Origin of the sequence: Streptomyces sp. NBC_01016 (genome assembly GCF_026341035.1) — a bacterium.
Classification (GTDB): domain Bacteria; phylum Actinomycetota; class Actinomycetes; order Streptomycetales; family Streptomycetaceae; genus Streptomyces.
In genome coordinates this window covers 346712-366569 of the sequence record NZ_JAPEOQ010000002.1, presented here as the reverse complement: position 1 = coordinate 366569, position 19858 = coordinate 346712, and the positions used below count along the sequence as shown (strand labels likewise).

Annotated in this window: 13 protein-coding genes; 5 read left to right on the top strand and 8 right to left on the bottom strand. The window is 70.3% G+C overall.

Annotation, left to right across the window (positions count from 1 at the left end; all coding sequences use genetic code 11):
• Positions 1 to 101: 101 nt before the first annotated feature.
• From OG746_RS28350 to hrcA, 4 genes are all read right to left on the bottom strand, one after another.
• Positions 102 to 848 carry a 16S rRNA (uracil(1498)-N(3))-methyltransferase gene (locus tag OG746_RS28350; RefSeq protein ID WP_266719775.1) on the bottom strand — a complete coding sequence of 249 codons (747 nt, stop codon included), beginning with the start codon at positions 846 to 848 and terminating at the stop codon, positions 102 to 104.
• Positions 848 to 1942, bottom strand: a complete 1095-nt coding sequence (locus OG746_RS28345; RefSeq protein WP_266719773.1) for a nitronate monooxygenase — start codon at positions 1940 to 1942, stop codon at positions 848 to 850. The genes OG746_RS28350 and OG746_RS28345 overlap by 1 nt, the downstream gene beginning before the upstream one ends.
• Positions 1943 to 2913: 971 nt before the next feature.
• Entirely contained in the window at positions 2914 to 4050 is a 1137-nt protein-coding gene (gene dnaJ / locus OG746_RS28340) for a molecular chaperone DnaJ (protein ID WP_266719771.1), read from the bottom strand.
• On the bottom strand, positions 4051 to 5067 hold the full coding sequence (hrcA, locus tag OG746_RS28335) for a heat-inducible transcriptional repressor HrcA (RefSeq protein WP_266719769.1): 1017 nt from the start codon (positions 5065 to 5067) through the stop codon (positions 4051 to 4053). It abuts the gene before it with no gap.
• 131 nt (positions 5068 to 5198) lie between these two features.
• On the opposite strand from hrcA, the gene OG746_RS28330 reads away from it, so the two are divergent.
• Both OG746_RS28330 and OG746_RS28325 read left to right on the top strand, forming a co-directional pair.
• Positions 5199 to 5939 (top strand): MBL fold metallo-hydrolase, encoded by a 741-nt coding sequence (locus OG746_RS28330; protein ID WP_266719767.1) that lies wholly within the window; start codon positions 5199 to 5201, stop codon positions 5937 to 5939.
• Positions 5940 to 5973: 34 nt separating this feature from the next.
• Positions 5974 to 6792 carry a DUF3097 domain-containing protein gene (locus OG746_RS28325; protein ID WP_266719765.1) on the top strand — a complete coding sequence of 273 codons (819 nt, stop codon included), beginning with the start codon at positions 5974 to 5976 and terminating at the stop codon, positions 6790 to 6792.
• Positions 6793 to 6922: 130 nt separating this feature from the next.
• Here OG746_RS28325 and hemW read toward each other — a convergent pair whose 3' ends face one another.
• Both hemW and OG746_RS28315 read right to left on the bottom strand, forming a co-directional pair.
• Entirely contained in the window at positions 6923 to 8155 is a 1233-nt protein-coding gene (hemW, locus tag OG746_RS28320) for a radical SAM family heme chaperone HemW (protein WP_266719763.1), read from the bottom strand.
• Between the two features lie 73 nt (positions 8156 to 8228).
• Positions 8229 to 10184: an ATP-binding SpoIIE family protein phosphatase gene (locus OG746_RS28315; protein WP_266719761.1), complete on the bottom strand. Its 1956-nt coding sequence runs from the start codon at positions 10182 to 10184 to the stop codon at positions 8229 to 8231.
• Between the two features lie 102 nt (positions 10185 to 10286).
• On the opposite strand from OG746_RS28315, the gene OG746_RS28310 reads away from it, so the two are divergent.
• Complete coding sequence (locus OG746_RS28310) at positions 10287 to 14426, top strand: HAMP domain-containing protein (RefSeq protein WP_266719759.1); 4140 nt, start codon at positions 10287 to 10289, stop codon at positions 14424 to 14426.
• Between the two features lie 12 nt (positions 14427 to 14438).
• The gene (locus tag OG746_RS28305) at positions 14439 to 15017 is read left to right on the top strand and encodes a response regulator (RefSeq protein ID WP_266719757.1); all 579 of its coding nucleotides are present in this window, start codon (positions 14439 to 14441) and stop codon (positions 15015 to 15017) included.
• Between the two features lie 73 nt (positions 15018 to 15090).
• On the opposite strand, the gene OG746_RS28300 is transcribed toward OG746_RS28305, so the two are convergent.
• Entirely contained in the window at positions 15091 to 16980 is a 1890-nt protein-coding gene (locus tag OG746_RS28300) for an AMP-dependent synthetase/ligase (protein ID WP_266719755.1), read from the bottom strand.
• Positions 16981 to 17236: 256 nt separating this feature from the next.
• Positions 17237 to 19108: a translation elongation factor 4 gene (gene lepA / locus OG746_RS28295; protein ID WP_266719753.1), complete on the bottom strand. Its 1872-nt coding sequence runs from the start codon at positions 19106 to 19108 to the stop codon at positions 17237 to 17239.
• Between the two features lie 232 nt (positions 19109 to 19340).
• On the opposite strand from lepA, the gene rpsT reads away from it, so the two are divergent.
• A complete protein-coding gene (gene rpsT, locus OG746_RS28290) occupies positions 19341 to 19607 on the top strand; it encodes a 30S ribosomal protein S20 (RefSeq protein WP_266719751.1) in 267 nt (88 codons plus the stop codon).
• The last annotated feature ends 251 nt before the right edge of the window (positions 19608 to 19858 follow it).

Genomic DNA, 19858 nt, shown 5'->3' with positions numbered 1-19858 from the left:
ACGGCAGAATGCCAGTGGACGTACAGCCTCGGTAGTGCGGTTGCAGCCACTGTTGCAGTCACTGTGGACACACCCGTCGGACGGGTACCTGTGACGGGTGCCTACCCCCACCGTCCCGTACGTCCCAGCAGCAACGCCACCGCCGCCGTTCCGGCCGTCGACGTGCGCAGGACGCTCCGCCCGAGCCGCATCGGCCGCGCCCCGGCCTCCTCGAAAACCGTCAACTCCTCGGGCGACACGCCGCCTTCGGGGCCGACGACGAGCACGATCTCACCGCTGTCCGGGAGTTCGGCCGAAGCCAGCGCCCCGCTCGGGGTGTCCCGGTCCTCGTGCAGCACCGCCGCGAAGTCGGCCCCGGCGAGCAGCGCGGCGACCTCCTTCGTCGTCGCGGCCTCCCCGACGACCGGAAACCGCACGCGCCGCGACTGCTTCCCGGCCTCGCGCGCGGTGGCCCGCCACTTGCCGAGCGCCTTGAGCCCGCGGTCGCCGCGCCACTGCGTGATGCACCGGGAGGCGGCCCACGGCACGATCGCGTCGACGCCGGTCTCGGTCATGGTCTCCACGGCGAGCTCGCCCCGGTCGCCCTTGGGCAGCGCCTGTACGACGGTGATCCGCGGCCGCTCCTCGGTCTCCACGTGCACGGGGCCCGCGTCGACGAGCAGCCGGTCCTTGCCCTCGCTGCCGGTGACGACGGCCTCGCACCACGAGCCGAGCCCGTCGGTGAGCGTCACCGTCTCCCCGGCCCGCAGCCGCTTCACGGAGACGGCATGGCGCCCCTCGGGCCCGTCGAGCACATACGCGCGGTCGCCGGGGACGGCCCCCTCGACGACGAATACCGGAGCGGTCATCAGGCGGCGCCCCGCTGCGTCAACGCGGCCCTGGCGGCGTCGAGTTCGGCCGCGAGGACCTCCACGAGCTGCCCGGCAGGGAGCTCCCGCGCGAGCCGGTGCCCCTGGCCCGCCCACAGCGCCATGCCCTGCGGGTCACCGGCCTTGGCGGCGGCCTTGCGCAGCGGCGACGTCATGTGGTGGATCTGCGGGTACGCGGCGGGGGCGTACGGGCCGTGCTCACGCATGAACCGGTTGACGAGCCCGCGCGCGGGCCGCCCGGAGAAGGCACGGGTCAGTTCGGTCCGGGTGAACAGCGGGTTGGTCATGGCCTGCTTGTGCGGCTCCGGTGCCCCGGACTCCGGGGTGACCAGGAACGCGGTGCCGAGCTGCGCGAGGTCGGCGCCGGCCGCGAGCACCGCGGCGATCTGCGCGCCGCGCATGATCCCGCCGGCGGCGATGATCGGCAGCTGCACGGCCTCGCGCACCTGCACGATCAGCGAGAGCAGGCCGAACCCGCTCCCGTCGGCCTCGGGGTTGTCCCGGTGCGTGCCCTGATGCCCGCCGGCCTCGATCCCCTGTACGCACACCAGGTCGGCGCCGGCCTCCTGCGCGGCCTGCGCCTCCTCCACCGACGTGACGGTGACCCCGACCTTCGTGCCCACGCGCTGCAACGCCTGTACGACCGAGCGCCGGGGGCAGCCGAAGGTGAAGGTGACCAGCGGAACGGGGTCGTCGACGAGGATCGCGAGCTTGGCGTCGTAGCCGTCGTCGCTGCAGCTGTCGGTCTCCCCGAGCGGGGTGCGGTACCAGGTGGCCTCGCCGGAGAGCTGGTTGCGGTAGACCTCGACGGTGGCCGGGTCCGCGTGCTCGGTCTGCGGCATGAAGAGGTTGACGCCGAAGGGCCTGGCGGTCAGCGCCCGCGCCTGTTTGATCTCCTCGTACATCCCGTCGGCCGTTTTGTACCCGGCGGCGAGAAACCCGAGCCCGCCCGCCTCGGCCACGGCGGCGACCAGTGCGGGGTGCGAAGCGCCGCCCGCCATGGGGGCCTGCACGATCGGAAGTGGGCAGAGATCGGTCAGTGCGGAGGACATGACCGCATCGTGCCATGTCACCCGCGACCGACCGAATCGACCGGGACGCCACCCCGGCCCCCGCGGGCTCTCGCCCAAGAGCGAAGCTGATTCCGCCGAACCGGCGTCACGGCCTCGGGGCTCCGCCCCGGACCCCGCTGCTCAAACGCCGCAGGGGCTGGAAATGCCCACCCGCCGCAGGGCTTGAGTTGCCCCGCCCGCCTGCAGGCGATCGCCCGGCTCCCGCCCATCTCCCACCCACCCGCCCCCTCCGGGGGCGTCGGCCCGACGGTGTACCGCACCACGGCCTTGGGCGATCCGGCGTCGGCGACGGCTCCCTGCCCGGTACAGCGAGGGGCGCCCCGCCATGGGCGATCCGGCGCCAGCCACGGCTCCCCACCCGCTGCGGTCGACCGCACCCGCCTTGGGCAATCCGCCACAGACACGGCTCCCCACCCGAGGCGCTCGGCCGCCACCGCCTTGGGCAACCTCCGCCAGCCGCGGCTCCCCACCCATTGCGGCCGACGCCGCCCCGCCTTGGGCAATCTCCGCCGCCCGCGGCTCCCCACCCGTTACGGTCGACGCCCACCGCCTTGGGCAACCTCCGCCGCCCGCGGCTCCCCACCCGTTACGGTCGACGCCCACCGCCTTGGGCAATCTGCCGCCTGGGGCGGCAGGGTGGGCAAGGCGGCACCCCGGTGCCGCGCACCCATGACGCTGGGCCCGGCCCCGGTGCAGCGGCCGGCACCCCGGCGCAGCGCACCCACAACGCAGGGCCCGGCCCCGGTGCAGCGGCCGGCACCCCGGCGCAGCGCACCCACGACGCAGGGCCCGCCCCCGGCGCAGCGACCGGTGCCGCGCAACGAGAACGACAGGCGCCGACCCCGGCACAGGCCCGGAACACCGGCGCCCCGCACCGTGGACACACGTCGGCCCCCGGCGCCCCGCACCGTGGACACACGTCGGCCCCCGGTGCCACGCACCGGGGGCCGACCTTGCCTACGACGGCTGACTCAACGGCCGTTGAACGCGTCCTTCAAGCGGGAGAAGAGCCCCTGCTGGCCCGGCTGGAACTGCCCCGTGGGCCGCTCCTCGCCGCGCAGCTTGGCAAGCTCCCGCAGCACCCGCTCCTGCTCCGGGTCCAACTTCTGCGGCGTCATGACCTCGACGTGCACGATGAGGTCACCACGGCCGCCGCCCCGCAGATGCGTGATACCGCGCCCGTGCAGCGGAACCGACTGGCCGGACTGCGTGCCCGGCCGGATGTCGACCTCCTCCGTGCCGTCGAGCGTCTCCAGCGGCACCTTCGTGCCGAGGGCCGCCGCCGTCATCGGGATGGTCACCGTGCAGTGCAGATCGTCGCCGCGCCGCTGGAAGGTCGGGTGCGGGAGTTCGTGGATCTCCACGTACAGGTCACCGGCGGGGCCGCCACCGGGGCCGACCTCGCCCTCGCCCGCGAGCTGGATCCGCGTGCCGTTGTCCACACCGGCCGGGATCTTCACGGTCAGGGTCCGACGGGAGCGGATGCGCCCGTCGCCCGCGCACTCCGGGCACGGAGTGGGCACGACCGTGCCGAATCCCTGGCACTGCGGGCACGGCCGCGAGGTCATGACCTGGCCGAGGAAGGACCGCGTCACCTGCGAGACCTCACCGCGCCCGCGACACATGTCGCAGGTCTGCGCCGAGGTACCGGGCGCCGCGCCCTCACCGCTACAGGTCGTACAGACCACAGCCGTGTCGACCTGAATGTCCTTCGTGGTGCCGAAGGCCGCCTCGTCCAGCTCGATCTCGAGCCGGATCATGGCGTCCTGGCCGCGCCGCGTACGGGACCGGGGCCCGCGCTGCGACGCCGTGCCGAAGAAGGCGTCCATGATGTCCGAGAAGTTCCCGAACCCACCGGCGCCGAAGCCACCGGCCCCGCCTCCACCGGACTGCGACAGGGGGTCGCCCCCGAGGTCGTAGACCTGCTTCTTCTGCGGGTCGGAGAGCACCTCGTAGGCGGCGTTGATCTCCTTGAAGCGCTCCTGAGTCTTCGGGTCCGGATTCACATCCGGGTGAAGCTCACGCGCCAGCCTTCGGAAGGCCTTCTTGATTTCGTCCTGGGAAGCGTCGCGGCGCACGCCTAGTACGGCGTAGTAGTCCGTGGCCACTTACGACTCCGCCAGGATCTGTCCGACGTAACGTGCCACTGCGCGTACTGCTCCCATCGTTCCCGGGTAATCCATGCGGGTCGGGCCGACCACGCCGAGCTTGGCCACTGCCTCGCCGCCCGAACCGTAGCCGACCGACACGACGGACGTGGAGTTGAGTCCCTCATGGGCGTTCTCGTGACCGATCCGTACGGCCATGCCCGAATCTCCCAGCTCGCCAAGGAGCTTGAGGAGCACGACCTGCTCCTCCAATGCTTCCAGAACGGGCCGGATGGTGAGGGGAAAATCATGTCCGAAGCGAGTGAGATTGGCGGTTCCGCCGATCATCAGCCGCTCCTCGGTCTCCTCGACGAGTGTCTCCAGAAGAGTGGAGAGCACCGTGGAGACCGTGCCCCGGTCCTCCTGCTCGAAGGCGTCCGGCAGGTCCTGCACCAGCTGCGGCACGTCGGCGAACCTGCGGCCCGCGACGCGGCTGTTCAGCCGGGCCCGCAGGTCCGCCAGGGACGACTCGCCGAACGGCGCCGGGCAGTCGATCATCCGCTGCTCCACGCGCCCGGTGTCCGTGATCAGTACGAGCATCAGACGGGCGGGTGCGAGCGCGAGCAGCTCGACATGGCGCACGGTGGACCGGGTCAGGGACGGGTACTGGACGATCGCCACCTGCCGCGTCAGCTGCGCGAGCAGCCGTACGGTGCGTCCGACGACGTCGTCGAGATCGACGGCGCCGTCCAGGAAGTTCTGGATGGCGCGCCGCTCGGGCGCGGCCATCGGCTTCACGGCGGTGAGCTTGTCGACGAACAGGCGGTAGCCCTTGTCGGTGGGGATACGCCCGGCACTGGTGTGCGGCTGGGCGATGAATCCCTCGTCCTCCAGGGCTGCCATGTCGTTGCGCACGGTCGCCGGCGAGACCCCGAGCTTGTGCCGCTCGGTGAGCGCCTTGGAGCCGACGGGCTCCTCGGTGCCGACGTAGTCCTGGACGATGGCGCGCAGCACTTCGAGCCTGCGTTCATTGAGCATCGGCGCACACCTCCAGAAACAGCCGTTGCGGTCATCCTGTCTTTGGCACTCCATGTGGGCGAGTGCCAATCGTCCCCGGGTCAGTGTACGGCCGGTGGGTACGGGCCCGGCAAGGGCGCTAGCGTCGAGGTATGGAGTTCGCGCAGCGTATCGATTGGGCCTCGGCGGGTTGGGAGGGGCTCGCGCCGAATGTGGGGCGGGTGCGGTTGCCGGGCCTGGACTGCACGAGTGGCCTCGTCGTGGGTGAAGATGCGGCGCTCTTGATCGACACCGGATCCTCACTCCGTGAAGGCGCCCGGCTGCGCGCCGACGCCCGTGCGCTCCTCGGGGCGCACCGGAGAGTGACCCATGTCGCGTTGACGCACCCGCACTTCGACCACGTGCTCGGCACGGCCGCGTTCGCGGGCGTCGAGGTGTACGGGGCGGTGGGCATCGACGCCCTCTTCGAGCGCGGCGCCGAGGGGCTGCGCGCCGACGCGGTGCGGCACGGTGTCGACCCGGACGCGGCGACCGAGGCGGTCGACATCCTCGTCACCCCGCCGCACCGGGTGTGCGGCGAGTGGACGCTCGACCTGGGCGGCGGCCTGACGGTGCTGCTCGCGAACATCGGCCCTGCGCACAGCGGCCATGACCTGGCCGTACTGGTTCCGGGGTCCCCGGAGATCGTCTTCTGCGGCGACCTGATCGAAGAGTCGGGCGAACCTCAGGCGGGCCCGGACGCGGCACCGCGCCACTGGCCCGCGGCGCTCGACCGGCTCCTCGACCTCGGCGGCGAGGACGCGGTGTACGTCCCGGGGCACGGTTCGGCGGTGAATGCGCAGTTCGTCCGCGCGCAACGCGCCACATTGGCGACGCGTTTCGGCGTGTCGTAGCCCTGGCCTGCGCACTTCTCTTATCGTCTGCCGGATGCGCCAGTACTCTGCCGACCTGACTCCCCCCTGGAAGCGGAACAAGCCGGTCCCCGAGGTTCCGGCCGAACCGGACCTCGTCGTCGAGGAGGTCACCACGGGCTTCTGCGGAGCGGTGATCCGGGTCGAGAAGACGGCGCAGGGTCCGACGGTGACCTTGGAGGACCGCTTCGGCAAGCTCCGGGTGTTCCCGATGGAGCCGCGCGGCTTCATGATCGACGGCAAGGTCGTCACCCTCGTACGCCCCTCGGGGCCCGCCCCGACTCGCCCCGCCCGGAGCGCGTCCGGCTCGGTGGCGGTCCCCGGCGCCCGCGCACGGGTGGCCCGGGCGGGCCGCATCTACGTGGAGGGCAAGCACGACGCCGAGCTCATCGAGCGGGTCTGGGGCCACGACCTGCGCATCGAGGGCGTGGCGGTGGAGTTCCTGGAGGGCGTCGACGACCTTCCGTCGATCGTCGACGACTTCGCCCCCGGCCCGGACGCCCGCCTCGGCGTCCTGGTCGACCACTTGGTCCCCGGCACGAAGGAATGGCACATCGCCCAATCGGTGACGAGCGAGCACGCGCTGGTCGTGGGCCACCCGTACATCGACATCTGGGAGGCGGTGAAGCCGTCATCGGTGGGCATCGAGGCATGGCCCCGCGTCCCCCGCGGTCAGGACTGGAAGACGGGCGTGTGCCGGGCGCTGGGCTGGCGGGTGGCGAACACGGGCGAGGCGTGGCAGTACATCCTGAGCCGGGTCCACTCCTACAAGGACCTGGAACCGGAACTCTTGGGCAGAGTGGAAGAGTTGATCGACCACGTAACCGTGACCTGACGCTTTCCAGTGCGTTAAGCACACCGGGTCTGGCCGACTGTGTGCTCTCCGCCTTCGCGGAGGTGTCCCGTCGATCAGTTCGTCCACTCGGCCGAGGAGTTCGTCTTCCCCACCTACGTGGGGGTGCGCCTCAGTCGACCAGGTCCCGGACCACCGCGTCCGCCAGCAACCGGCCGCGCAGCGTCAGCACCGCGCGGCCCGCGGCGAACGGCTCCGCCTCCAGCAGACCGTCCGCCAACGCCTTCCGCGCCGCCGCGAGGCCGTCGGCCCGAAGCAGCTCCATCGGGCATCCGTCACGGAGTCGTAGCTCAAGGAGAATCCGCTCGACCCGGCGGTCCTCCTCCGCGAGGAGTTCCCGACCGGCCCCCGGCGAGCGCCCACCCGCGAGCGCCGCCGCGTACGCGCCCGGGTGCTTGACGTTCCACCACCGCACCCCGCCCACGTGCGAGTGCGCCCCGGGCCCGGCCCCCCACCAGTCGGCTCCGCGCCAGTACAGCTCGTTGTGGAGGCAGCGCCCGGCCTCGGACGTCGCCCAGTTCGACACCTCGTACCAGTCGAACCCGGCCGCCCCAAGGACCTCGTCGGCGATCAGATAGCGGTCCGCGTGCACGTCGTCGTCGGTCATCGGCACCTCGCCGCGCCGGATCCGCCGCGCGAGCTGCGTACCCTCCTCGACGATCAGCGCGTAGGCCGAAACGTGGTCGGGCCCCGCCCCGAGCGCCGCGTCCAGCGTGGCCCGCCAGTCGTCGTCGCTCTCGCCCGGCGTGCCGTAGATGAGGTCGAGGTTCACGTGCTCGAACCCGGCCGCCCGCGCCTCCGCGACACAGGCCTCGGGCCGCCCCGGCGTATGCGTACGGTCGAGGACCTTCAGGACGTGCTGCCGGGCGCTCTGCATTCCGAACGAGATCCGGTTGAAGCCGCCTGCCCGCAGCTCCGCCAGGTACGCCGGGTCCACCGACTCCGGGTTCGCCTCGGTCGTGATCTCCGCGTCGTCCGCGAGCCCGAACTCGTCGCGGACCGCCGCCAGCATCCGTACGAGGTCGGCGGCCGGCAGCAGCGTCGGCGTACCGCCCCCGACGAACACGGTCCGGACCGGGCGCGGGTCGTCGCCGAGCACCTTGCGCGCGAGCCGCACCTCGTCGATCAGCGTCTCCGCGTAGTTGTCACGGGACGCGAGTACGCCGCCCGTGCCGCGCAGCTCGGTGGCCGTGTACGTGTTGAAGTCGCAGTAGCCGCAGCGCGTGGCGCAGTACGGGACGTGCAGGTAGAAGCCGAGGGGTCGGGACCCGGCCCCGGCGAGGGCGGACGCGGGCAGCGAGCCGTCGTCGGGCACGGGCTCACCGTCGGGAAGTGCGGAAGGCATGGACCCATTGTCCCGCCTCCGCGACCGACCGGATCGCCATGGGCGGCGCCGACCCGTGGGCGACGCCGCCCCCTCACTGCGCCTGGAGCACCAGCAGCGCCAGGTCGTCGTCCGGCGGGCTGTCACCGAAGGCGTGCACGAGCCGCCGGATCCGCTCGACGAGCAGCGGCGCCGTCAGGCCCGCGCACCCGGCGAGCGCCTGCGCGAGCCCGTCCCCGTCGTCGAACTGGAGGGCCCCGCGGCGCCGCTCCGTCACCCCGTCGGTGACGCCCAGGAGCGTGTCCCCGGTGCGCATCACAAACGTTTCGCTTGTGTAGTCCGGATCGTCGACGACGCCGAGCAGCACCTGTGGCGTGGCCGCGGCGACGACCTCCCCGCCGGGCCGCATGAGCAGCGGCAGCGGATGCCCGGCGGAGGCGATGGTGCACAGCACGCCGTCCTCGGTGGGCGTCAGCTCTCCGTAGAGGAGCGACAGGAAGCGGGACGTGGAGCCCTCCGGTGGCACGCCCCTGCCGTCGGCCGCGGCGAGCGCGCGGGCCGCGGCGTCGGAGGCCTCGGTCGCGTCGTCGAGCAGCAGCCGGTTGAGCCGGTCGAGGACCTGCGCGACCTGGTACTCCTCGCGGGCGAGCAGCCGCAGCCAGGGCCGTACGAGCCCGATGACGACGGCGGCCTCCGGGCCCTTTCCCTGGACGTCGCCGAGCGCGAAGCACCAGCGTCCGGCGCCGGCCGGGAACACGTCGTAGAAGTCGCCGCCGGGTCCTCCCGCCTCCTTCGGCTCGTACACGAGGGCGCTCGCCACGCCGGGGATCTCGGCCATGACCGTGGGCAGCAGGCCGCGCTGCAGGATGCGGCTGATGGTGGCCTGCCGGGTGAAGCGGCGGGCCGCGCTGACGGCGAGGGCGACGCGCCGGCTGAAGTCCTCGACGAGCCCGGTGATCTCGTCGGGGAAGCGGTGCAGACCGGCCCGCCCGATCAGCAGGATGCCGAGGGCGCGGCCGCCGGCGGAGAGCCGGTAGGCGAGCGCCGAGCCCGTGTCCTGGGTGACCGGGCTGCTCTGCGCGTCGAAGGGCCAGGGCACGGGGACGGCGCCGGAGAGCCGGTCGGGCAGCCGCGGGGGTTCCTTCTCCAGGAGCCCGCGGAGCTCCTCGGTGCGGTGTTCGTGGGTGTGCCAGACGCGGGCGAGCCGGGGCAGCGGCATCGGGTCCGCGCCGCGCATGTCGTGCTCGACGACGCCCGGCAGGCCGCGCCCCTCCTCCTCGTAGAACCAGACGGCGCACCAGTCGGCGAGCCGCGGCACGAGGAGCTGGCCGACGAGCGCGGCGACCATGTCCTCGTCGAGCTGTCCCGCGAGCAGGTCGGAGGCCTCGGCGAGGAAGGAGAGCGCGCCGCGGTTGATCCAGTCCTGGTCCTGGGGGGCGCGCCGGGACGCGGGCGCCAGGATCTCCGCGGCGCGCAAGCCCCTCTGCAGGCTGCGCACGCCGGCCGGAGTGTCGGGAGTCTCAGCGGCGGGTGTCGGGGCGTCTGCGGGGATGCGGGCCCAGACGGTCTTGGCACCGTGACCGTAGGTGATGCCCCACAACTCGGAGAGGGAGGCGACGAGTTGGAGTCCGCGGCCGTACTCGGGGATCTCCGGCGAGCGGAACGCCCGGTCGTTGCGGACGGCGCGGGCCGGGTGCCGGTCGGTGACCTCGACGACGAGTCCCGCGGTGACGCTCCCGTCGGGGGCGGCGCCCTCCAGGCGGCACAGCAGGTCGACCCCGGTGCCGGCGTGGACGACGGCGTTGGTGACGAGTTCACTGAGTACGACGGTCGCGTCGTCCATGAGCCGCCCGTCGAGGGTCAGGGACTCCGACAGCTCGGGCAGTTCGGTCCAGTCGACGAACGCGGCGCGCAGGAAACGACGGGCGGCCGCGGGCGCGAGCGGGTTTCCGGGCAGCGACGTGCGCGCGGCCACCGGCACCCCGGTCGCCTGGTCAGGCGCGTCCGGGGCGCCGAAGGCGCTCTCCCGCTGGATCGGAATGGAACCCACGTTTCGGCTCCTGGTTAGTTGTGGCAAAGACGCCTCAGGCGACACCGACAGAGTGACAGACTGACCACGCCCATAAGCGTGGAGTTACCTAAGTAGGCCGCTATGAGTGAGAACAGTGGTATGCGTGCACCTCAGAAGGGCTACGGTGACGAAGCCATCCGCCCGAGTGATCTCCGGCCGTTACTGGCCGCGCTGACGGCTGCCCGGGACGGCACGTTCGCGCATGTACCGATCGCGGCGGACGGGATCGTCGGCGAGCTCGGCGCGACATTCAATCAGCTCGCCGACCGCAGCGTGCACTTCAACGCCGAACTGGCGCGGGTGCGGCGGGAGATCACCCGGCACGGCCGGCTCGACGAGCGCCTGGAGGCGAGCCCTGGACAGGGCGCCTGGGTGACCCGGGTCGGCGACGTGAACACCATAATCGACGCGCTCGTCGCACCGGCCGCGAACGCCACGCGGGTGCTCGAGGCGGTCGCGGGCGGCGACCTCACCCAGCGTGTCGACCTGCACGACGGCACCCGCCAACTCCGGGGCGACCTGCGGCGGTTGGGTCGTTCGGTCAACAAGATGGTGGACCAGCTCTCCCTGTTCACCGGCGAGGTCACCCGGGTGGCCCGTGAGGTGGGCACCGAGGGAAGACTCGGCGGGCGCGCCAAGGTGACCGGCCTGTCCGGGAGTTGGCGCGATGTGACCGAGGCGGTCAACACCATGGCCTCGCGGCTCACGGCGCAGGTGCGGGACATCGCGCTCGTGACGACGGCGGTGGCCCAGGGCGATCTGACACGTACGGTCACGATCGAGGCGACGGGCGAGCTGCTCGAACTGAAGCTGACCGTGAACACGATGGTCGACCAGCTCTCCGCGTTCGCCGACGAGGTCACCCGCGTCGCCCGCGAAGTCGGCACCGAAGGCCAGCTCGGCGGCCGCGCCCAGGTCCGCGGCGTCTCCGGGGTCTGGAAGGACCTCACCGACAACGTCAACTTCATGGCGTCGAACCTGACCTCCCAGGTCCGCAACATCGCGCAGGTCACGACGGCCGTGGCGGACGGCGACCTGAGCCAGAAGATCACGGTCGACGCGAAGGGCGAGATCCTTGAGCTGAAGTCGACCATCAACACGATGGTCGACCAGCTCTCCGCGTTCGCCGACGAGGTCACCCGCGTCGCCCGCGAGGTCGGCACCGAGGGCCAGCTCGGCGGCCGCGCCCAGGTCCGCGGCGTCTCCGGGGTCTGGAAGGACCTCACCGACAACGTCAACTTCATGGCCGACAACCTGACGTCGCAGGTGCGCAACATCGCGCTCGTGTCGACGGCGGTGGCGCAGGGCGACCTCGGCAAGAAGATCACCGTCGAGGCGAAGGGCGAGATCCTCGAACTCAAGTCGACCATCAACACGATGGTCGACCAGCTCTCCGCGTTCGCCGACGAGGTCACCCGCGTCGCCCGCGAAGTCGGCACCGAGGGCAACCTCGGCGGCCAGGCCCAGGTCCGCGGCGTCTCCGGCGTCTGGAAGGACCTCACCGACAACGTCAACTTCATGGCGTCGAACCTGACCTCCCAGGTCCGCAACATCGCACAGGTCACGACGGCCGTGGCCCAGGGCGACCTCGGCAAGAAGATCTCGGTCGACGCGCGCGGCGAGATCCTGGAGCTGAAGGACACCGTCAACACGATGGTGGAGCAGCTGCGCGGCTTCGCCGACGAGGTGACCCGCGTCGCCCGCGAGGTCGGCACGGACGGCCGCCTCGGCGGCCGCGCAACCGTTCACGGCGTGTCGGGCGTCTGGAAGGACCTGACCGACAACGTCAACTACATGGCGGACAACCTGACCTCACAAGTGCGGAACATCGCGCAGGTCGCCACGGCCGTGGCCCAGGGCGACCTCTCCAAGAAGATCGACGTCGACGCGCGCGGCGAGATCCTCGAACTGAAGACGACCATCAACACGATGGTCGACACGCTCTCCTCGTTCTCCTCCGAGGTGACCCGAGTGGCCCGAGAGGTCGGCTCCCAGGGCCAACTCGGCGGGCAAGCACGGGTCGAGGGCGTGTACGGCACGTGGAAGCGCCTGACGACGAACGTGAACGAGCTGGCGCTGAACCTGACCACGCAGGTCCGCGCCATCGCCGAGGTCGCCTCCGCGGTGACCTCGGGCGACATGTCCCGCTCGATCACGGTCGACACGCAGGGCGAGGTCGCCGAGCTCAAGGACAACATCAACCTGATGGTGGCCAACCTCCGCGAGACGACCCGCGCGAAGGACTGGCTGGAGTCGAACCTGGCCCGCCTCGCCGCCCTGATGCAGGGCCACCGCGACCTGATGGAGGTCGCCGACCTGATCCTGCGCGAGCTGACGCCGCTGGTGAACGCCCAGTACGGCGCGTTCTTCCTCGCGGAGGAGGACGACGACGGCTCACAGCAGCCAATGGCCGTACCCACCAAGGGACTTGCGTACATCGCCGGTTACGGTTCGGGCTCCGCCTCGGTCATCAACACGGGCGGGATGCCGGTCCACGGCCTCGTACGGCAGGCGGCGCTGGAGAAGAAGCGGATCCTGGTGGAGGAGGTGCCGACGGACTACATCAACATCAACAGCGGGCTCGGCGAGGCGGCGCCAGCGTCGGTCGTGATCATCCCGATCCTCTTCGAGGACACGCTCCTCGGTGTGATCGAGCTCGCCTCCTTCTCCCGCTTCTCCGACGTCCACCTGGCGTTCTTCGACCAGTTCGTGAACACCATCGGCGTCGCCATCAACACCATCATCGCCAACTCCCGTACGGAGTCGCTGCTCGGCGAGTCCCAGCGGCTCGCCATCCAGCTCCAGGACCGGTCGAACGAAATGCAGCGGCAGCAGGCCGAGTTGCAGCGCTCGAATGCCCAACTGGAGGAGAAGGCCGCCCTGTTGGCGACCTCCTCGCAGTACAAGTCGGAGTTCCTGGCGAACATGTCGCACGAGCTGCGCACCCCGCTCAACTCCCTGCTCATCCTGGCCCGGCTGCTCTCCGACAACCCGGACGGCCATCTCAACGACCAGGAGGTCCAGTTCGCGACGACGATCCACCGCTCCGGCTCGGACCTGCTCCAGCTCATCAACGACATCCTCGACCTGTCGAAGATCGAGGCCGGCCGGATGGACGTACGCCCCAAGAAGCTCCCCCTCATCAAGGTCCTCGATTACGTCCACGCGACCTTCCGGCCCATCACCCTCGACCGCGGCCTCGCCTTCGAGGTGTCGGTCGGCGAGGACGTGCCGCGCGAGATGTTCTCCGACGAACAGCGCCTCCAGCAGATCCTGCGCAACCTTCTGTCGAACGCGATCAAGTTCACCGCGCAGGGCCGCGTCGAACTGCGGGTCCGCCTGGTCAAGGCCCCCGAAGGGGCCCAGCTGGTCGACAGCGAGGACCTGCTCGCCTTCGCCGTCACCGACACCGGGATCGGCATCCCGCGCGACAAACTCGCCGTCGTCTTCGAGGCGTTCCAGCAGGCCGACGGCACGACGAACCGCAAGTACGGCGGCACGGGCCTCGGCCTGTCCATCAGCCGGGAGATCTCCGCGCTGCTCGGCGGCCACATCGTCGCGGAGAGCGAGCCCGGCGAGGGCTCCACCTTCACCCTGTACGTCCCCGTGCGCTGCCCCGGGCACGAGCCGCCCGACGGGTACGAACCGTCCACCCTGCCGCAGTCGGCCCTCGTACCGGAGCAGGGCGTCTCCATGGACACGTACGCGTCCCTGCAGCCGCCGGAACAGGAGGACAACTGGCCGGCGCCGACGAAGCTGGAGCGGTGGAAGACGGGCAGGCCGGGCCTGGTCCTGCCGGGCCGCCGCGTCCTGATCGTCGACGACGACATCCGCAACGTCTTCGCGCTCACCCACGTACTGGGCCGCGTCGGCATGCCTGTCCTGTACGCGGAGAACGGCCGCGAGGGCATCGAGACGCTGGAGAGCCACCCCGATGTCGAACTCGTCCTGATGGACATCATGATGCCCGAGATGGACGGCTACGAGACGATCTCCGTCATCCGCGGTACGCCACGATGGGCCGGTCTTCCCATCGTCGCGCTCACCGCCAAGGCCATGCCCGGCGACCGCGAGAAGTCGATCGCCAAGGGCGCGAACGATTACGTCCCGAAACCGGTGGACGTCGACCAGTTGCTGAATGTCGTGTGCGAGCTGCTGGCCCCCGAGGAGGCGGAACCGTCCGCCCCCGAGGTCTCCGGCACTCCGGCGACCACTGAGTGAGGCACCGTCAACATGACCACTGCAGAGTCCACTTCGGCGGATCGGGCCAGCATCCTCCTTGTCGACGACATGGAGGACAACCTGACCGCCCTCGAAGCCGTGCTTGGACCGCTCAACGAGCCGCTGGTCAGGGCCCGTTCGGGCGAGGAGGCGATGAAGGCGCTGCTGCGCAGGCAGTTCGCCGTCGTCCTCCTGGACATCCGGATGCCCGGCATGGACGGCTTCGAGACGGCGACGAACATCAAGCGCCTCGACCAGACGAAGGACGTCCCGATCATCTTCCTGACGGGCACGGAGGCCGACACCGGCTACGCCTTCCGCGGCTACGCGACCGGCGCCGCCGACTACCTGACCAAGCCCTTCGACCCGTGGGTGCTGCGCGCGAAGGTGACGGTCTTCCTCGACCTGCACCGCAAGAACCGTCAGCTGCAGCGCCTCTTGGCGCGCGAACACCAGCAGTTGGACAACCTCGCGGCCCGCATGACGATGATGGAGCGCCGCCTGGCCGAGGACGAGGACCCCGATGTGCGGGAACTGCGCCACGACATCGGGGAGATGAAGGAGACGCTGCGGCTGGTGCGCCGGGGTTAGGGCCCTTCTGGCGAATCTTGCAGAAGGACCCTGGGACTCCGAGGCGCTTCGACCGCGGCGTCTCCTCGGGGCGTCAGCCCTCGCGGCTCCCGGAGTACATCTCGTCGAGGAGCGCCTTGTACTCACGCTCGACGACCGGGCGCTTCAGCTTCAGGCTGGGCGTCAGCTCGCCGTGCTCGATGTCGAGGTCGCGCGGCAGGAGCTTGAACTTCTTGATGGTCTGCCAGCGCTGCAGGCCCTCGTTGAGCTCCTTCACGTAGCCCTCGACGAGCTGCACCGTCTGCGGCGCGGCGACGACCTCCGCGTAGGAGGAGCCGCCGAGGCCGTTCTCCTTGGCCCACTCCAGGATCGACGGCTCGTCGAGCGAGATGAGCGCCGTGCAGAAGTTCCGGTCGGCGCCGTGCACCAGGATGTTGGAGACGTACGGGCACACGGCCTTGAACTGGCCCTCGACCTCGGCGGGCGCGATGTACTTGCCGCCGGAGGTCTTGATGAGGTCCTTCTTGCGGTCGGTGATCCGCAGGTAGCCGTCGTTCGACAGCTCGCCGATGTCGCCCGTGTGGAACCAGCCGTCGGACTCCAGGACCTCGGCGGTCTTGTCGGGCAGACCGTGGTAGCCCTCCATGATGCCGGGGCCGCGCAGCAGGATCTCGCCGTCGTCCGCGATCCGCACCTCGGTGCCGGGCAGCGGCTTGCCGACGGTGCCGGTGCGGTAGGCCTCACCGGGGTTCACGAAGGAGGCGGCGCTGGACTCGGTCAGTCCGTAGCCCTCCAGGATGTGCACTCCGGCGCCGGCGAAGAAGTAGCCGATCTCCGGAGCGAGCGCGGCAGAGCCGGACACACACGCCCGCAGCCGCCCGCCGAAGGCCTCCCGCAGCTTGCTGTAGACCAGGCGGTCGGCGGCCTTGTGCTTCGAGGCGAGCTTGAACGGCACCGAGGCGACGCCCGTACGCCGGAAGTTGTCCTGGCTGACCTTCGCGTACTCGCGCGCGACACCGGCCGCCCACTGGAAGATCTTGTACTTGGCGGAGCCGCCGGCCCGCGCCTTCGCGGCGACGCCGTTGTAGACCTTCTCGAAGATGCGCGGCACGGCGGCCATGTACGTCGGCTGCACGATCGGCAGATTCTCGATGATCTTGTCGACGCGGCCGTCGACCGCGGTGACGTGCCCGACCTCGATCTGGCCGGACGTGAGCACCTTGCCGAAGACGTGCGCGAGCGGCAGCCACAGGTACTGCACGTCCTCGCCGCTCACCAGCCCGGTCGACGCGATGGCCTTCGCCATGTACGACCAGTTGTCGTGCGGGAGCCGGACGCCCTTGGGCCGCCCGGTGGTGCCGGAGGTGTAGATGAGCGTGGCGAGCTGGTCCTTCTGGATCGCCCCGACCCGCTCCTTGACGACCTCAGGGTTCTTCTCCAGGTACGCGGCGCCGCGCGCCTCCAGGTCCTCAAGCGTGAGCACCCAGCCGTCGGGGTCGCCCGCGTCGGGCACGACCCCGGTCGCGTCGATCACCACGACGTGCCGCAGCTCGGGCAGCTCGGCGCGACGCGCCCGCGCCTTGGCGAGCTGCGCGGCGTCCTCCGCGACCATCACCTTGGAATCGGAGTCGGACAGGATGAACGCCGACTCCTCCTCGTTGGTCTGCGGGTACACGGTCGTGGTCGCCGCGCCCGCGCACATGATGCCGAGGTCGGCCAGGATCCACTCGACCCGCGTCGAGGAGGCGAGCGCCACCCGCTCCTGCGGGCCCACGCCCAGCTCGACCAGGCCGGCGGCGATGGCGTACACGCGCTGCGCGGCCTGCGCCCAGCTCAGCGACTTCCAGTCGTCGGGGCCCGTGCCGGTGGCCGAGGGCACCGGATAGCGGTAGGCCTCGGCGTCCGGTGTCGCTGTCACGCGCTCCAGGAAGAGGTTCGCCACGGAGGGCGGACGGTTCTCGATCAAGGTCTGTGTGTCGCTCACGACGTCCTCCGGGGCCCGCGACAGTGCGGCTTGTCTCAGACTGCGCGGCTGGTTGATACGAGGCTTGTTTAACTGGCGAGTAACCATGGGGCAGTGATCAGGGTAAGGGTCACCCGCCTGCCGCGTAAGGGGCTCCGGCCACCGACTTCATCGGGCTCACCCCTACGTCCTCACCCCTCACAGGGCCCACACAAAAGCGGTGGGCCCGCCACGCGCGACGCGTGCCGGGCCCACCGCCGAAGGGCAGCTCCGCGGGCTACTTCTTGGTCTTGGAACCGCCGCCGTCGTCGCTGGAGAGCACGGAGATGAAGGCCTCCTGCGGCACCTCGACGGAGCCGACCATCTTCATCCGCTTCTTGCCCTCCTTCTGCTTCTCGAGCAGCTTGCGCTTACGCGAGATGTCACCGCCGTAGCACTTGGCGAGGACGTCCTTGCGGATGGCGCGGATGGTCTCGCGGGAGATGACCCGGGAGCCGATGGCCGCCTGGACGGGGATCTCGAAGGCCTGCCGCGGAATGAGCTCCCGCAGCTTGGCGACCAGGCGCACCCCGTACGCGTACGCGGCGTCCTTGTGCGTGACGGCGGAGAACGCGTCGACGCGGTCGCCGTGCAGCAGGATGTCGACCTTCACAAGATCGGAGGCCTGCTCGCCGGTGGGCTCGTAGTCCAGGGACGCGTAACCGCGGGTCTTGGACTTCAGCTGGTCGAAGAAGTCGAAGACGATCTCGGCGAGGGGGAGGGTGTAGCGGATCTCCACCCGGTCCTCGGAGAGGTAGTCCATGCCGAGGAGGGTGCCGCGGCGGGTCTGGCAGAGCTCCATGATCGCGCCGATGAACTCGCTGGGCGCGAGGAGCGTGGCGCGCACGACGGGCTCGTAGACCTTGTCGATCTTGCCCTCGGGGAACTCGCTCGGGTTGGTGACCGTGTGCTCGGTGCCGTCCTCCATGTCCACGCGGTAGACCACGTTGGGGGCGGTGGCGATGAGGTCGAGCCCGAACTCGCGCTCGAGGCGCTCACGGATCACGTCGAGGTGCAGAAGCCCCAGGAAGCCGACGCGGAAGCCGAAGCCGAGCGCGGCCGAGGTCTCCGGCTCGTAGACCAGTGCGGCGTCGTTGAGCTGCAGCTTGTCGAGGGCCTCGCGCAGGTCCGGGTACTCCGAGCCGTCCAGCGGGTACAGGCCCGAGAACACCATCGGCTTCGGGTCCTTGTAACCGCCGAGGGGCTCGGTCGCGCCCTTGTGCAGGGAGGTGATCGTGTCACCGACCTTGGACTGACGGACGTCCTTCACGCCGGTGATGATGTAGCCCACCTCGCCGACGCCGATGCCGTCGGCCGGGGTCATCTCGGGGGACGACACACCGATCTCGAGCAGCTCGTGCGTGGCCCCGGTCGACATCATCCGGATCCGCTCGCGCTTGTTGAGCTGGCCGTCGACGACTCGTACGTACGTCACGACGCCCCGGTACGAGTCGTACACCGAGTCGAAGATCATCGCGCGGGCGGGCGCGTCCGCGACACCGACCGGCGGCGGGACCTCGGCGACGACCTTGTCGAGCAGCGCCTCGACGCCCATGCCGGTCTTCGCGGAGACCTTCAGCACGTCGTCGGGGTCGCAGCCGATGAGGTTGGCGAGCTCCTCAGAGAACTTCTCCGGCTGGGCGGCCGGGAGGTCGATCTTGTTGAGCACCGGAACGATCTTGAGGTCGTTCTCCATCGCCAGGTAGAGGTTGGCGAGAGTCTGCGCCTCGATGCCCTGCGCCGCGTCGACGAGGAGGATCGTGCCCTCACAGGCCGCGAGCGAGCGCGAGACCTCGTACGTGAAGTCCACGTGGCCCGGCGTGTCGATCATGTTGAGGATGTGGGTACTGCCCTTGTCGGGCCCCTCGATCGGGGCCCAGGGCAGCCGCACCGCCTGGGACTTGATCGTGATGCCGCGCTCTCGCTCGATGTCCATCCGGTCGAGATACTGAGCACGCATCTGCCGCTGCTCGACCACACCGGTCAGCTGGAGCATCCGGTCGGCGAGCGTCGACTTGCCGTGGTCGATGTGCGCGATGATGCAGAAGTTGCGAATCAGAGCCGGGTCGGTGCGGCTCGGCTCGGGCACATTTTTAGGGATCGCGGGCACGCAGGGTCCTGTCTCTTGAGGCCTTCTGCCTCAGGTCGGCCTCGGTTGGGATCAATACGTAGCCTCCATGGTCCCATGAGCGGGGCGCTGTGCTCGGTTTGGGCCGCCTGGATGACGGCTGATACCGTGGGCAGCTGTGTCTCTTGCCCTCTAAGCCGAGGCACGCACTCAGTGACAATCACCGGTACGGGACCTTCGCGGATCCGTGCCTGAACCTGAAAAGGCTCATTTCGTGGCGAACATCAAGTCCCAGATCAAGCGGATCAAGACCAACGAGAAGGCTCGGCTGCGCAACAAGGCCGTGAAGTCCTCCCTCAAGACCTCGATCCGCAAGGCCCGCGAGGCCGCTGCCTCCGGTGACGTCCAGAAGGCCGTCGAGGCGCAGCGCGTTGCCGCGCGTCAGCTCGACAAGGCCGTCTCCAAGGGCGTCATCCACAAGAACCAGGCCGCCAACAAGAAGTCGGCGCTTGCTTCGAAGGTCGCGTCCATCCAGGCCTGACCTGAACTGAACTGCCGTCGGTAGGACCCGGGCGGGCCCTCTCTCTCCGCCCCCGACCGACACCCAAGAGCCCGCACGCGATCTGCGTTCGCCACGCGGGTGCGGGCTCGCACAACGCTTGACCCGATGCCCCGCCCTTTCCAAGGGCGGGGCATCGGTGCGTTCCGATCCAGCCCGTCCGGCGTTCGATTCCAGGCCGTCGGGCGTTTCATTCCAGCCCGTCCGGCGTTTGAGGACACGGCCGAAGGCCG

What these genes read in the sequence shown, in the direction of transcription:
- OG746_RS28350 (WP_266719775.1), bottom strand. Translation starts at nt 848, where the DNA reads ATGACCGCTCCGGTATTCGTCGTCGAGGGGGCCGTCCCCGGCGACCGC.
- hrcA (WP_266719769.1), bottom strand. Translation starts at nt 5,067, where the DNA reads ATGCTCAATGAACGCAGGCTCGAAGTGCTGCGCGCCATCGTCCAGGAC.
- OG746_RS28330 (WP_266719767.1), top strand. Translation starts at nt 5,199, where the DNA reads ATGGAGTTCGCGCAGCGTATCGATTGGGCCTCGGCGGGTTGGGAGGGG.
- OG746_RS28325 (WP_266719765.1), top strand. Translation starts at nt 5,974, where the DNA reads ATGCGCCAGTACTCTGCCGACCTGACTCCCCCCTGGAAGCGGAACAAG.
- hemW (WP_266719763.1), bottom strand. Translation starts at nt 8,155, where the DNA reads ATGCCTTCCGCACTTCCCGACGGTGAGCCCGTGCCCGACGACGGCTCG.
- OG746_RS28310 (WP_266719759.1), top strand. Translation starts at nt 10,287, where the DNA reads ATGAGTGAGAACAGTGGTATGCGTGCACCTCAGAAGGGCTACGGTGAC.
- OG746_RS28305 (WP_266719757.1), top strand. Translation starts at nt 14,439, where the DNA reads ATGACCACTGCAGAGTCCACTTCGGCGGATCGGGCCAGCATCCTCCTT.